General features: G+C 67.1%; 10 protein-coding genes and 1 pseudogene. 4 read left to right on the forward strand and 7 right to left on the reverse strand.

The window, feature by feature from the left end:
* Nucleotides 1–76: 76 nt before the first annotated feature.
* The 6 genes from O0J73_RS18035 to queA all read right to left on the reverse strand — a co-directional run bounded on the left by O0J73_RS18035 (nucleotide 77) and on the right by queA (nucleotide 7,205).
* Nucleotides 77–1,276: a site-specific integrase gene (locus O0J73_RS18035; RefSeq protein ID WP_023114164.1), complete on the reverse strand. Its 1,200-nt coding sequence runs from the start codon at nucleotides 1,274–1,276 to the stop codon at nucleotides 77–79.
* Nucleotides 1,277–1,503: 227 nt separating this feature from the next.
* Nucleotides 1,504–2,484, reverse strand: a complete 981-nt coding sequence (secF, locus tag O0J73_RS18040) for a protein translocase subunit SecF (RefSeq protein WP_049456823.1) — start codon at nucleotides 2,482–2,484, stop codon at nucleotides 1,504–1,506.
* A gap of 15 nt (nucleotides 2,485–2,499) precedes the next feature.
* Nucleotides 2,500–4,356: a protein translocase subunit SecD gene (gene secD, locus O0J73_RS18045; RefSeq protein ID WP_308309294.1), complete on the reverse strand. Its 1,857-nt coding sequence runs from the start codon at nucleotides 4,354–4,356 to the stop codon at nucleotides 2,500–2,502.
* Between the two features lie 61 nt (nucleotides 4,357–4,417).
* Nucleotides 4,418–4,777: a preprotein translocase subunit YajC gene (yajC, locus tag O0J73_RS18050; protein ID WP_308309295.1), complete on the reverse strand. Its 360-nt coding sequence runs from the start codon at nucleotides 4,775–4,777 to the stop codon at nucleotides 4,418–4,420.
* A gap of 133 nt (nucleotides 4,778–4,910) precedes the next feature.
* Entirely contained in the window at nucleotides 4,911–6,041 is a 1,131-nt protein-coding gene (gene tgt, locus O0J73_RS18055) for a tRNA guanosine(34) transglycosylase Tgt (RefSeq protein WP_006434331.1), read from the reverse strand.
* 132 nt (nucleotides 6,042–6,173) lie between these two features.
* Entirely contained in the window at nucleotides 6,174–7,205 is a 1,032-nt protein-coding gene (gene queA, locus O0J73_RS18060) for a tRNA preQ1(34) S-adenosylmethionine ribosyltransferase-isomerase QueA (protein WP_308309299.1), read from the reverse strand.
* Nucleotides 7,206–7,452: 247 nt separating this feature from the next.
* Here queA and O0J73_RS18065 point away from each other — a divergent pair, with 247 nt between their 5' ends.
* Both O0J73_RS18065 and O0J73_RS18070 read left to right on the forward strand, forming a co-directional pair.
* On the forward strand, nucleotides 7,453–8,949 hold the full coding sequence (locus O0J73_RS18065; RefSeq protein WP_308309297.1) for an aminotransferase class III-fold pyridoxal phosphate-dependent enzyme: 1,497 nt from the start codon (nucleotides 7,453–7,455) through the stop codon (nucleotides 8,947–8,949).
* Between the two features lie 101 nt (nucleotides 8,950–9,050).
* A complete protein-coding gene (locus O0J73_RS18070) occupies nucleotides 9,051–9,644 on the forward strand; it encodes a TIGR00730 family Rossman fold protein (protein ID WP_006434211.1) in 594 nt (197 codons plus the stop codon).
* A gap of 19 nt (nucleotides 9,645–9,663) precedes the next feature.
* Here the strand turns inward: O0J73_RS18070 and O0J73_RS18075 are convergent, their stop codons facing one another.
* Nucleotides 9,664–12,507 carry an EAL domain-containing protein gene (locus tag O0J73_RS18075; RefSeq protein ID WP_308309298.1) on the reverse strand — a complete coding sequence of 948 codons (2,844 nt, stop codon included), beginning with the start codon at nucleotides 12,505–12,507 and terminating at the stop codon, nucleotides 9,664–9,666.
* Between the two features lie 247 nt (nucleotides 12,508–12,754).
* Between O0J73_RS18075 and O0J73_RS18080 the strand changes: the two genes are divergently transcribed.
* Both O0J73_RS18080 and O0J73_RS18085 read left to right on the forward strand, forming a co-directional pair.
* Nucleotides 12,755–13,273, forward strand: coding sequence for an RNA polymerase sigma factor (locus O0J73_RS18080; RefSeq protein ID WP_308309300.1), 519 nt, complete (start codon nucleotides 12,755–12,757; stop codon nucleotides 13,271–13,273).
* Nucleotides 13,270–13,701 (forward strand): annotated as a pseudogene (locus O0J73_RS18085) (hypothetical protein); the annotation flags it as partial. The gene O0J73_RS18080 and the pseudogene O0J73_RS18085, both read left to right, overlap by 4 nt.

A 13,701-nucleotide genomic window follows, 5' to 3' on the forward strand; every position in this document is an offset into this window, starting at 1 on the left:
GCCTCGATCAGTGCCCGAATGTCGCCCAGCAGCGCCGAAGGCGCTGCGGACGATGCTGCGGATGACCGGCGCGTGTTCATGCCGCCGCCTCCGCAAGCTGGCGCGCGCCCGTGATGGCCTGGCGCCGGCTGGCCACCAGTTCGGCCGCATCGCGCACCGGCTTGTCCTCGGTGTGGACGTAGTGCATGAACATCGCTACGGTCTTGTGGCCCGTCAGCTTCATGCCCACTTTGGTCGGCACGCCCGAATTGGCAATGTCGGTCGTCGAGCGATGGCGGATGCCGTGCGTGCCGACGTGCGGGACGCCGGCGGCCTTGAGCACCCGGCACCAGCCGCCATAGTGCTCGCCAAAGGTCAGGTGCTTGGCCGGGTCGTTCGGCGATGGCAGGACGTAGGGGCAGCCCTCCCGGCGCGGCGCCGTCGAAAGCAGCCGATAGGCTTCCTCGCTCATGGGCTTGGAAATGCCGCCGACCTTGCTGTCGGGCCACACCACGCGCCGGTTCTCGAAGTCCAGCCAGCTCCATTCGAGCGGGCAGATTTCGGAGCGCCGGGCGGCGAACTCGAATTGCAGCCGGATCGCCAGCGGGATGACGTAGTTCTCCAGCCCCTCCGCCTCCAGCTTCTCCAACTGGCGGAAGATCCGCACCATTTCCTCGTCCACGATGAGCCGGGTTTCCTTGCCCGGCGGGTACATGGGGACGTGGCGGCACGGGTTCGTGCCGTCCGGGCGGTAGCCCCACACTTCGGCCAGGTTGAACATCTTGCGCAGCACGCCGAAGGTCTTGTTCGCCTCGGTCGGCTTGTAGGCCAGTTTCTCCATCAGCCCGGCAATGTCGGGCCGCTTCACGTCATGCACCTTCTTGCGGCCCAGCAGCGGGATGATGTTGCGGTCTATGACGCCCTGATAGCCGTCCTGCGTGCTGGGCTTGTTGCGCTTCTTGGAGTAGTCCTCCATGAACTTCTTGCACAACTCGGCCATCGTGGGCGCCTTGCGCGCCTCGGCCTTGGCGCCGCCGGGGTCGCCGCCCCGGCGAACCTCGGCCAGCCAGTCCTGTGCCTTGACTCGTGCCTGTTCGACGGTCAGCTCCCCGTACAGCCCCAGCGAGGGCTTGCGGGGCTGGCCGGAGTTCGTGCGGTACTGGAGCATGAACACCCGGCGGCCGGTCGGGGTAATCTTGCACAGGAAGCCGGGCACCACGGTATCCCGCAGTTCAACATCCTTGGCCTGGGGTTGGGCCGACTCCACGGCGGTCTTAGTGAGCTTGATCTTTGCCATGATGACTCCTCGGAACAACCCGGATTCCAGGAGCCAGATAGGAGCGGCGCGAGGGAAAACCGGGTCAAGTTTCAGAAAGCACCGGCATATGATGGACGCGCGTAAGTTATTGATAAACCTGCTGTATCTAGCTACGGCGCAGTCCAGCGAACTACCAGGCTGGAGTCATCGTGAAACAAAAAACCCCGCTTGCGCGGGGTTCTCTGTGTACTGCGTGCAACAGGTGATTACGGGCGACGGGCCAGGGCCTCGACGTCCTTCGCCTTCGGCAGCAGGTCCTGCTTGCTGACGCGCAGGAAACCGATCGTCAGCATCGGCACCGCCACCAGGATCGAGGACAGCACCACGATCACCGCACCGATCATGTGCGTCTCGGCCAGGCCTTCCATCGAGCTGCCGCCATACATGTACAACGCAAGCGCCGACAGGAAGAACATCACCGCCGTGATCACCGTACGCGACAGCGTCTGGTTGATCGAACGGTTCAGCACTTCCATCGAGTCCACGCGCAGGCTGCGGAAGTTCTCGCGGACGCGGTCGAACACCACGATGATGTCGTTGATCGCAAAACCCATCACCGACAGCAGGCCGGCCAGCACGGTCAGGTCGAACTCACGGCCCAGCAGGGACACGTAAGCCACCGTCACGATCAGGTCGAACATCGCCACGATGCTGGCGGTGACCGCGAACTTCCATTCGAAGCGCACCGCGATGTAGATCAGGAAGCCGGCCAGCATGAAGATGGTGGCGTACAGGCCATTCATCGCCAGGTCCTTGCCGATCTGCGGGCCAACGAACTCGTTGCGCAGCACGGTGGCCTGGTTGTCGGCGGTGGACAGTGCCTTCACCACGGCCGCAGCGGTGGCCTTGTCCTCGGCAGCGGCATCACCGGTACCCGGGGCATGCTCGCCGTGCGGGGCCAGGCGGATCAGCAGGTCGGTGTTGCCACCGACACTCTGTACCTGCGCGCCGTCAAAGCCGTTTTCCTCGAGCTTGGTACGCACCTGCTCGACGTCCACCGCCTTGTCGAAGCGGGCTTCGATCAGCGTGCCGCCGGTGAAGTCCAGCGCATAGTTGAAGCCCTTGAAGCCGATGATGGCGACCGAGGCCAGGAACACCACGATGGTGACCGCCATGGCGACATGGCGCCAGCGCATGAAGTCGATCTTGGTGTCGTTCGGGAGGATGTGCAGCGGAAACAGTTTCATGTGCGTGTCGTCCCGTCAGATGGCCACGTTCTGGAGCTTCTTGCGGCTGCCGTAGATCAGCGTCGCCAGCGCACGCGACACGGTGATCGCGGTGAACATGGAGGCGAAAATACCGATGATCATGGTCAGTGCGAAGCCCTTCAACGGACCGGTACCGAATGCGAACAGCGCCACACCGACGATCAGGCCGGTCAGGTTGGCGTCGAGGATGGTGCCCGAGGCACGCTCGTAACCGGTCACGATCGCGGTCTTGCCGGGCACGCCGGCACGCAGTTCTTCACGGATACGCTCGTTGATCAGCACGTTGGCGTCCACCGACAGGCCGACCGACAACGCCAGGCCGGCGAAGCCCGGCAGGGTCATGGTCGCGCCGAACATCGACATCACCGCCACCACGATCAGCAGGTTGAACAGCATCGCGATCGAGGTGATCACGCCGAACATGCGGTAGTAGATGCTGAAGAACACCAGGGTGAACAGGAACGCGAACACCACTGCGCGCATACCGTTCTTGACGTTCTCGGCGCCCAGGCTCGGGCCGACCACGCGCTCTTCGACGAAGTCCATCGGCGCCGCCAGCGAGCCCGACTTCAGCAGCTTGGCCAGGTCTTCGGCTTCCTTCTTCTGCAGGCCGGTGGTCTGGAAGTTCTTGCCGAACACGCCGTTGATGTTGGCCACCGAGATCACTTCCTCGTTGACCTTGAAGCCACGCACTTCCTGGCCGTCGACGACGGTCACGGTCGGCACGCGCTCGGTGTAGACCACCGCCATCGGCTTGTTCACGTTGGCGCTGGTGAAGTCGAACATGCGCTGGCCACCGACATTGTTCAGCGTGACGCTGACCGCCGGAGAGCCAGTGTTCGAATCGGTCACCGCCTGCGCGCCGACCATCTGGTCACCGGTGACGATCACGCGCTTGTTCAGCAGCACCGGGCCACCGCCATCGCGGCGCTGGTAGACCTTCGCTTCCGGCGGGATGCGGCCGGAGGCGATCGCGTCCTGTGCGTTGCCATCAACCACCGCACGGTATTCAAGGGTGGCGGTGGCGCCGATCATGCGCTTGGCTTCGGCGGTGTCCTGCACACCCGGCAGCTGCACGACCACACGGTCGGCACCCTGGCGCTGGATGATCGGCTCGGCCACGCCGAGCTGGTTCACGCGGTTGCGCAGGGTGTTGATGTTCTGCTCGATGGCGCCGTTGGCGATCTGGGTGATCTCGGCCTCGGGAATGGTCACCGTGATGCGGCTGCCGCTGACGTCGTAACCGAGGGTCGGCTGCGCCTTGACCAGCGCGGTACGGGCGAGCTGTGCAGCATCCTCACCAGCCGACGGGCTCAGGTTGGCCACGATGCTGTTGTCGGCACGACGCTCCACCGACTGGTAGGCGATGCGGGCGTCACGCAGCGTGCTGCGCACGTCTTCGGTGTAGGCGTCCAGGCGCTTGTCCAGGGCGGCCTTCTGGTCGACCTGCAGCACGAAGTGCACGCCGCCCTGCAGGTCCAGGCCCAGCACCATCGGACGACCGCCGAGGTTGGCCAGCCAGTCCGGCACGGTCGAGGCCAGGTTCAGCGCCACGGTGTACTGCTCGCCGATGGTGTCACGCAGGGCGTCGCTGGCAGCGGACTGCGCCTTCAGGTCCGGCAGGCGGACGATCAGGCTCTCCCCTTCCTTCTCGGCGCCGATGGTGGTGACACCGGCCTTGTTCAGGTCGGCCAGCACACGGTCGCGCAGCGCATCGTCGACCTGCCCGCCACGGTTGGCGGTGATCTGGATGGCCGGGTCCTTCTGGTAGATGTTGGGCAGCGCGTACAGCGCGCTGAGCGCCAGTACGATCAGGATGACGACGTACTTCCAGCGTGGAAATTCGAGCATTGCTTGGGTCCCGCGCGGCGCCATCCCCGGCGCCGCGGTTGTGCTTCGGAAAGGGAGTGGCTTACTGGGCCGACTTCAGGGTACCGGCCGGCAGCACGTTGCCGACAGCGCCCTTCTGCACGCGGATGCGCACGTTGTCAGCCACTTCGATGGTGATGAAGTTGTCGCCGATGTCGGTGACGATGCCGGCGATGCCGCCGTTGGTCAGCACTTCGTCGCCACGCTTGATCTTCTCCAGCATGGCCTTGTGCTCCTTCTGCCGCTTCATCTGCGGGCGGATCATCAGGAAGTACATGATGGCGATCAGGATGATCGGGAACAGCAGCGTGGTCAGGCCCATGCCCTGCGGTTGGCCGCCGGCGGCCTGGGCGTGGGCGGCCTGGGCGTGGGCGGCGGGAATCAGGAAAGCAAGCAGGTTCATCGTTGGTCCTTTGGTTGGGCGGCGCTCCGGCCCGTTCACGGGCACGGCGTGTCGACCGCGGAACTGGGTCAGCCTTGAAGTATGCCACGGCCCCGGGCGTTCGTCCTTGGGCCGTTTGGCAGGGGGTGTCCGGTTACAGGGGCGGCGCGACCGCCCCGCGTGCCGCGTAGAAGGACTCACGGAAGGCCAGGAAGGTTCCCGCCTCGATCGCCGCACGGATGTCGGCCATCAGCTTTTCGTAATAGAACAGGTTGTGCAGGGTGCCCAGCATCGGCGCCAGCATCTCGTTGCAGCGGTCCAGGTGGCGCAGGTAGGAGCGGGTGTAGCCGCCGGTGCAGGCGACGCAGCCGCAGCCCGGCTCGATCGGGTCCATGTCGCGCGCGTACTGGGAGTTGCGGATGCGAACGGTACCGAACGAGGTGAAATAGTGGCCGTTGCGGGCGTTGCGGGTCGGCATCACGCAATCGAACATGTCCACGCCGCGTGCGACACCCTCGACGAGATCCTCCGGCCGGCCCACGCCCATCAGGTAGCGCGGGCGGTCGCCCGGCAGTTCCGGGTCCAGGTGATCCAGCATGGCATTGCGCTCGTGCTCCGGCTCGCCCACGGCCAGGCCGCCGATGGCGTAGCCGTCGAAGCCGATCGCCTGCAGGGCCTCGGCCGAGCGGCTGCGCAGGTCGGTGTGCACGCCGCCCTGGACGATGCCGAACAGGGCCGCGTCGTTGCCCAGCTCGTCATGCGCGTTGCGGCTGCGCTGGGCCCAGCGCAGGCTCAGCTCCATCGAGCGACGGGCCACATCTTCGGTGGCCGGGTACGGGGTGCACTCGTCGAAGATCATCACCACGTCCGAATCGAGCACCTTCTGGATCTTCATGCTCTCTTCCGGGCCCAGGAACACGCGGGCGCCGTCGGTCGGCGAGGCGAAGGTCACGCCCTGCTCGGTGATCTTGCGGCGATGGGCCAGCGAGAACACCTGGAAACCACCCGAATCGGTCAGGATCGGGCCATCCCAGCGGCAGAAGCCGTGCAGGCCGCCGTGGTCGGCGATGATGTCCAGGCCCGGGCGCAGGTACAGGTGGAAGGTGTTGCCGAGGATGATCTCGGCGCCCAGCGCGCGCACCTGGTCCGGCAGGATGCCCTTGACCGAGCCATAGGTTCCCACCGGCATGAAGGCCGGCGTTTCCACCGTGCCACGCGGGAAGGTCAGGCGGCCACGGCGGGCACGGCCGTCGCGGGTCTTGAGCTGGAACTGCAGTCGGGACATGGAGCGGTCATTCAGGCAAATAGTCGCCCATTGTCTCCCAAGAAGGCGTGCGCACCAAGGTGCGCACCCACAGAGGCCTTGCCTTCCCAGGCTGCCACAGAGCACCCTACCCTCCCAGGGTGCCCTGCCTCCTCAACCCGCCTGCGGGAACAGCAGCATCGCGTCGCCGTAGCTGAAGAAGCGATAGCGCTGCTCGATCGCGTGCTGGTAGGCCTCGAACACGCGATCCTTGCCGGCGAACGCGGAGATCATCATCAGCAGGGTGCTTTCCGGCAGGTGGAAGTTGGTCACCATCGCGTCCACGCTGCGGATGCGATAGCCCGGGGTGATGAAGATCTGGGTCTCGCCGGCGAACGGCAGCAGCTCGCCATCGCGCATCGCGCTTTCCAGCGCCCGCACCACGGTGGTGCCGACGCCGATCACCCGGCCACCGGCCGCACGCGTGCGCCGCACCTGCTGCACCAGTTCGGCACCGACGTTCAGCCACTCGCGGTGCATCACGTGGTCCTTCAGGTCATCGGCACGCACCGGCTGGAAGGTGCCCGCGCCCACGTGCAGGGTGACGTGGCCGAAGTCCACGCCCTTGTCCTTCAGCGCGGCCAGCAGCGGTTCGTCGAAATGCAGGCCGGCAGTCGGCGCGGCCACCGCGCCCACTTCACGCGCGAACACGGTCTGATAGCGCTCGCGGTCGTCCATGCCCGGCTCGCGCTGGATGTACGGCGGCAACGGCAGGCGGCCGGCGTGCAGCAGCCACTGCTCCAGTGATTCAGGCACATGGAACTGCAGCACGTAGAACTCGCCGTCGCGTCCCAGCACCTCGGCTTCGCCGCCGGCATCCAGCGCGATGCGGCTGCCCGCCTTCGGCGACTTGCTGGCACCCACCTGCGCACGCGCCTGCTGGCCGCCGAGCAGGCGCTCGATCAGGATCTCCACGCGGCCACCGCTGGCCTTCTGCCCGAACAGGCGGGCCGGAATCACCCGGGTGTCGTTGAACACCAGCAGGTCGCCCGGCTGCAGCTGTGACGGCAGGTCACGCACCTGCAGGTCGGTGAAGCCTGCCGGGGCGGGTGGCACCAACAGCAGGCGGCTGGCGGAACGTTCGGCCAGGGGCGCCTGCGCGATCAGTTCGGCCGGCAGGTCGTAGTTGAAATCGGACTTCTTCAAGGCAGTGGGCGGCAACAGGTCGACAATGGCGCGCATTGTACGTCCAGCGTCTGCGAGCCGGCGCGCTTCGCGGCGAACGTCGCGCAAAATGCTGCTATGCAGCAGGTTTCTGCGGGGTTATCGCGCAAAAAAACAAGTGCTAGCATCGGGCCGGAAGTCCGCTGCACGAGCCTGCCCCCAAGCGCGCGTGATGACGCGCGTTTTGCTTTTGAAGACCCGTGCGACCCATTGTTTCAGGAGATCTGCAATGAGCTTCATCGAACGCCTCGCCCCCCTGCGCACCCAGCCCGGCACCCGCCTCACCACTGGCCTGGACGACGCCACCCTGACCGCCCTGTCCGCCCGCCATCCGCAGCTTGTCGCCGCGGTGGAGGCCGCCGCCGAGGAATTCGCGCGCGTGCAGGCCGACCTGGGGCCGCTGCTGGCGCAGGACGAGCAGGCGCAGATCGACGCGATGCAGGACGGCTTCGTCAATTTCTACGCCGATGACGCGGTCACCCCGTATGTGGCCCTGGCCGCGCGCGGCCCGTGGGTGGTGACGCTGAAGGGCGCCGTGCTGTACGACGCCGGCGGCTACGGCATGCTCGGCTTCGGGCACACCCCGGATGCCGTGCTGGAGGCGATGGCCCGCCCGCAGGTGATGGCCAACATCATGACCCCGAGCCTGTCGCAGCAGCGTTTCATCACGGCCCTGCGCGCCGAGATCGGCCATCGCCGTGGCGGCTGCCCGTTCGCGCGGTTCATGTGCCTGAACTCCGGCTCCGAGGCGGTCGGCCTGGCGGCCCGCATCGCCGACGTCAATGCCAAGCTGCAGACCGACCCGGGCGCCCGCCACGCTGGCGCGGCGATCAAGCGCGTGGTGGTCAAGGGCAGCTTCCACGGCCGCACCGACCGACCGGCGCTGTACTCCGATTCCAGCCGCAAGAGCTACATGCAGCACCTGGCCAGCTATCGCGGCGAGGACTCGGTGATCACCGTGGCGCCCTACGATGAGGCTGGCCTGCGCAAGGTGTTCGAAGATGCTGCGCGCAACCAATGGTTCGTCGAGGCCGTGTTCCTGGAACCGGTGATGGGCGAAGGCGACCCGGGCCGCTCGGTGCCGCCGTCGTTCTATGCCGTTGCCCGCGAACTGACCCGTGCGCACGGCAGCCTGCTGCTGCTCGATTCGATCCAGGCCGGCCTGCGTGCGCATGGCGTGCTGTCGGTGGTCGACTATCCGGGCTTCGAAGGCCTGGACCCGCCGGACATGGAAACCTACTCCAAGGCGCTGAACGCTGCGCAGTACCCGCTGTCGGTGCTGGCGGTGACCGAGCATGCCGCGCAGCTGTACCGCAAGGGCATCTATGGCAACACCATGACCAGCAACCCGCGTGCACTGGATGTGGCCTGCGCCACCCTCGCCCAGCTGACCCCGCAGGTGCGTGCCAACATCGCCGAACGGGGTGCCGAAGCGGTGCGCAAGCTGGAGCAGCTGAAAGGCGAGCTGGGCGGGCTGATCACCAAGGTGCAGGGCACCGGCCTGCTGTTCTCCTGCGAGCTGGCGCCGCAGTTCAAGTGCTACGGCGCCAATTCCACCGAGGAGTGGCTGCGCCAGCACGGCATCAACGTGATCCACGGTGGCGAGAACTCGCTGCGATTCACCCCGCACTTCGGCATGGACAGCGAAGAGCTGGACCTGCTGGTGGGCATGGTCGGCCGCGCCCTGCGCGAAGGCCCGCGCCGCGAGCAGGCCGCCGCAGCGTAAGAACGCCCAACGCGTCATACTCCATGGATACCCCTCCGGCAACCGCTGATCCGGTTGCCGGCGGGGCGTTTTCGTTTCCGCACCAAGAGACAGGAACCCCCATGAAGTCCATCTGCGTCTACTGTGGCTCCAACGCTGGCAGCAAGCCGGCCTATACCGAGCGCGCCATTGCCCTGGGTGACCGCATCGCCCGCGACGGCCTGCGCCTGGTGTACGGCGGCGGCAACGTCGGCCTGATGGGAACCGTGGCCAACGCCGTACTTGCCGCCGGCGGTGAAGTAACCGGCGTGATCCCGCGCCAGCTGGCCGACTGGGAAGTGGCCCACCGCGGCCTGACCGAACTGGAGATCGTCGGCTCGATGCACGAGCGCAAGTCGCGCATGTTCGACCTGGCCGATGGCTTCGTTGCCCTGCCCGGCGGCTTCGGGACAATGGAAGAAATCTTCGAGATGCTGACCTGGCGCCAGCTGGGCATCGGCAACAAGCCGTGCGCGTTCCTCGATGTGGATGGCTTCTATGCACCGCTGATCGGCATGATCGATCGCATGGTGGAAGAGCGCTTCCTGCATCCGGACCAGCGCCAGGACCTGTGGTATGGCTCGGACATCGAAGAGATGCTGACCTGGATGCAGAACTACCAGCCGGCACAGGCCTCGAAGTGGATCGACGAGAAACGGCGCGCCGCGCTGCGTTGATGCCCTTGCACGCGGCGGCTCAGGCCACCGCGTGCACCCGGGGTGCAGGCCGGCCCAGCAGGTAGCCCTGGCCGTAATCACAGCCGAGTTCGCGCAGGGTCTGCCGCTGCGCCTCGGTCTCGATGCCTTCACCGATGGTCTCGATGCCCAGCGTGCGCGCCAGCGACAGCACGCCTTCCACCAGCGCGCGCGTGCTCTGCACTTCCGGGCCATGCAGGCCGGCGATGAAGCTCTGGTCGATCTTCAACGTACTGATCGGGAAGCGGTGCAGGTAGGACAGCGCCGAGAAGCCGGTGCCGAAATCGTCCAGCTGCACCTGGATCCCACGCTCGCGCAGGCCCTGCAGGATGCGCAGCGTATGCGGGCCATCGTCAAGCAGCGCCACCTCGGTGATCTCCAGGCGCAGCCGGCGCGGATCGGCACCGCAGGTGTCGAGCAGGCCGAACAGGCGATCACTGAATTCCGCTGAACGGAAATGGCGCGGCGACACGTTCACCGAGACGTAGCCCTGGCCGCCCTTGCCCAGGCCAGCGATGACCTGCTCGTAGATCAGCCAGTCGACCTGTTCGATCAGGCCGCTTTCCTCGCCCAGCTCCAGGAACGCGCCCGGCAGCAGCAGGCCACGGCGCTCGTGCTGCCAGCGCAGCAGCGCTTCGTGCCCGACCACCTCGCCATCGGACAGGCGCACGATCGGCTGGTAGAAGGGAACGAAATCGCGGTTGTTGATCGCGCGGCGCAGATCGGCTTCCAGGTCGAGGCTGCGCATTGCCTGTTCGCGCATGTCCTCATCGAAGATCGAGCAACGATCGTGGCCCTGCGCCTTGGCCCGGTACATCGCCGCGTCGGCATCGCGCAGCAGTTCTTCACCAGTGCGGTAGCGCGGGTTCCACAAGGCGATGCCCAGGCTGCCGGACGGGAACAGCTCGCGCCCGGCGATCCACATCGATTCCTGCAATGCCAGCAGCAACCGCTGGCCGAAGTCCAATGCCTGTGCCAGGCCCTGCGGGCACTGCAGCAGCACGGCAAACTCGTCGCCGCCCAGCCGTGCCACAACATCCTCGGGGCCGGCCATCGACACGATGCGCTTGGCCACTTCCACCAGCATGCGGTCGCCGGCGGCATGGCCGATGCTGTCGTTGACCAGCTTGAAACGGTCCAGGTCGAGGAACAGCACGGCGAACACCGGGCCGCCCTCACGCTTGGCCAGCGCCAGCGCATCCTGCAGGCGGTCGAGCAGGTGCAACCGGTTGGGCAGGCCGGTCAACGCGTCATGCATGGCCTGGTGGGTCAGGCGCTGTTCCGCGCGCAGGCGCTCGCCGATCTGGCCGAGTAGTTTTTCATTCACCTCGGCCAGTTCACGGGTGCGCTCCTCCACCCGTTTTTCCAGCTCGGCATGCGCCGAACGCAGCCGCTGCTGGTCACGTTGGCGGGCCAGGCCGGTGCCGATGTTCTGCGCGACGAAGGTCAACAGGCGCTGGTCGTGCACGCTGAACGTGCTGCTCTCGCTGTAGCTCTGCACCACGATCGCGCCCACCACTTCATCGTCGCGCAGCAGGGGCACGCCCAGCCAGCAATGCGAGCGGGCGCCGGATTCGCGCACTTCGCCGGTGGCCAGCAGCGCGTCGATCTGCGCACGCGAGGCCAGCAACGGGCGCCGGTTGCGCACCACGTACTCGGTCAGGCCGCGGCTGAACGGTCGCGGCGCACGACTGGCATTGTGCTCGTCCACCGAATAGACGAAATCCAGTCCGTTGCCTGCCGGGTTGACCAGCGCGATGTAGAAGTTGCGCGCGTCGAGCAGGCGCCCGACCACGCCATGCACCTGCCCGTAGAACTGGGCCAGGCTGTCGGCCGACATCGCCATCTCGGCAATGTTGTACAGCGCGGTCTGCAGCTGTTCGGCGCGACGGCGCTCGGTCACTTCATCCTGCAGGCTGTGGTTGGCGCGCCGCAGTTCCTGCGTGCGCCGTTCCACCTGCTGCTCCAGCCGCACCTGCGCCTGGCGCCGGTCCATGGCGGTCTGCACGTGCTGGGCCACGAACCCCAGCAGGGCCCGCTCGGCCTCACCATAGCGGGCAGCCTGTTCATAGCTCTGCACCACGATGGCGCCGCATACGCGGCCATCGCGCAGCATCGGCACGCCCAGCCAGTCCAGGCTTTCCGGCCCGCGCTGGGGGTCGTGCTCCTGCTCCATCACCCGCGCCAGCAGTTCGCGCGATGGGCCACTGAGCGGCCTGCCATGGCGCAGCAGCGCCACGGTCAGGCTGCGTGGCATCTCGCTGGCGGCGTGGCTCTGCGATGGATCGGCCACGAAATCATCAACCTGGTCGGCGAAGTACAGGAAGCGGATCTGGTCCCGCACATCGTCGTACTCGACGATGTAGCAGTTCTCCGCGTACATCAGCGTGCCCAGCACGCCGTGCACGTGGCGCAGCATCTCGCCCATCTCAAGGTCGGCACCGGCCAGGTCGGCGATCTGGAACAACGCCTGCCGCAGGCGCTCGGCCTCTTCCAGCGCCTTGATCTGCCCGGCCTGGCGGCCACGCTGCAGCGCCAGCTCCATCGCCTGCCGGGCCAGCCCCCACCACGCGGACGAAGGCGCCGCGCCGGCCACCGACAGCAGCAGCCGCGCACCGTCGTACTCCCAGCCGTGCTGGCCGTCGCCGATGCCGGGTTCACCGGATGCGCAACCCTTAACCGCCAGCAAGGGCCACCCGCTCTGGCCACAGCCCAGCTGCGGGTCGTCCCAACCCACGCGGACCACCGCCGATTCCGGCAACAGCGCATGCAGCGCGCGCACCAGCGCCGTGCTCAGCACGACCTCGTGTGGTGGCTCTTCCGCCGGTTCAGCATACGTGGACAAATGACAATCTCTTGGCGCCGTCTGTGCGTCGCCTCCCCTGAGCCGTCGAGCATAGCGCGCCACCCGGGGGGCAATGGAAGCCCGCAAACCCCGAATCGTGCGCCCGTACGTTTTTCCTGCTGTCCGTAGCCCCTTGCGCGCCATGAACCCTGCCCTGCCCGCCCTCGCCACCGGCTATGCGCCATCGCCTGCAGGCCTTACCCTGTACGCCGTGGAAGCCAGCGCATTGCCAACCGATGAAGCCTTGATGCTGGCCTGGGCCGGTGGTGACCTGCGCGCGTTCGAAAGCCTGTATGCGCGCCATCGCAAGCGGCTGTTCGGGTTCCTGCTGCGGCAACTGCGCGACAACGCGCTGGCCGAGGAGATCTTCCAGGACGTCTGGCAGCGGGTGATCAGCGCCCGCGCCGGCTGGCAGCCCGAGGCGGCATTCAGCACCTGGCTGTTCCGCATCGCCCATAACCGCTTGAACGATCACTGGCGTGCCGCCCGCCATCGTCCCTCCGCACCAGCCGACGCCGACCTGCGCCTGGCCGCGATCGAGGATGGGCAGACCCCGGAAGCCGAGCTTTCCGAATTCGAACAACGTCGCCGCATCCAGCTGGCGCTGGAACAACTGCCGCCCGAGCAGCGCGAAGTGCTGCAGCTGCGGCTGGATCAGGAACTGAGCCTGGAGGAGATCGGCCAGATCACCGGCGTAGGCCGGGAAACAGTGAAATCGCGGCTGCGCTATGCGATGGACAAGCTGCGTGCGGGATTGAACGCATGAACCGAGACGAACCGCTGACGCCGGAAGAACGCGAGCTGGCCCGCCTGCTCGGCCGTCGCGCCGAACAGGCGCCGCCCGCCCCCCGCCCCCCCCCCCCCCCGGGCCCCGCGCGCGCCCCCCCGGGGCCCCCCCCCCCCCCCCCCCCCGCCGGCCGCGCTCGACGCCGCCATCCTGGCCGCGGCGCGCGCCGCCGTGGACGCACCGGCCGCCGCAACCGCCGCCTCCCCGGAAGCGCCCCGCGCACGGCGCTCGCGCTGGCCGGCCGTGTTCGGTATCGCCGCCTCGATGGTGTTCGCCATCGGCATCGCCTGGCAGCTGCGCCCGGAACCACCACCGGCCCCGGCAGGTGATGCAGCCGTCGCTGCAGCGCCTGCTGCTGCAGCCGGTGCCGCGGACGGTACGGCAGCAATCCCGGAACCGGCCGCGCC

The sequence above is a fragment of the Stenotrophomonas sp. Sm6012 genome (assembly GCF_030985895.1).
GTDB lineage: Bacteria > Pseudomonadota > Gammaproteobacteria > Xanthomonadales > Xanthomonadaceae > Stenotrophomonas > Stenotrophomonas forensis.

Bases quoted from the DNA above. Each gene is read 5' to 3' on its own strand.
- tgt (WP_006434331.1), bottom strand. From the start codon at position 6,041: ATGTCCCGACTGCAGTTCCAGCTCAAGACCCGCGACGGCCGTGCCCGC.
- O0J73_RS18070 (WP_006434211.1), top strand. From the start codon at position 9,051: ATGAAGTCCATCTGCGTCTACTGTGGCTCCAACGCTGGCAGCAAGCCG.
- O0J73_RS18065 (WP_308309297.1), top strand. From the start codon at position 7,453: ATGAGCTTCATCGAACGCCTCGCCCCCCTGCGCACCCAGCCCGGCACC.
- O0J73_RS18080 (WP_308309300.1), top strand. From the start codon at position 12,755: ATGCTGGCCTGGGCCGGTGGTGACCTGCGCGCGTTCGAAAGCCTGTAT.
- secF (WP_049456823.1), bottom strand. From the start codon at position 2,484: ATGAAACTGTTTCCGCTGCACATCCTCCCGAACGACACCAAGATCGAC.
- O0J73_RS18035 (WP_023114164.1), bottom strand. From the start codon at position 1,276: ATGGCAAAGATCAAGCTCACTAAGACCGCCGTGGAGTCGGCCCAACCC.
- secD (WP_308309294.1), bottom strand. From the start codon at position 4,356: ATGCTCGAATTTCCACGCTGGAAGTACGTCGTCATCCTGATCGTACTG.
- yajC (WP_308309295.1), bottom strand. From the start codon at position 4,777: ATGAACCTGCTTGCTTTCCTGATTCCCGCCGCCCACGCCCAGGCCGCC.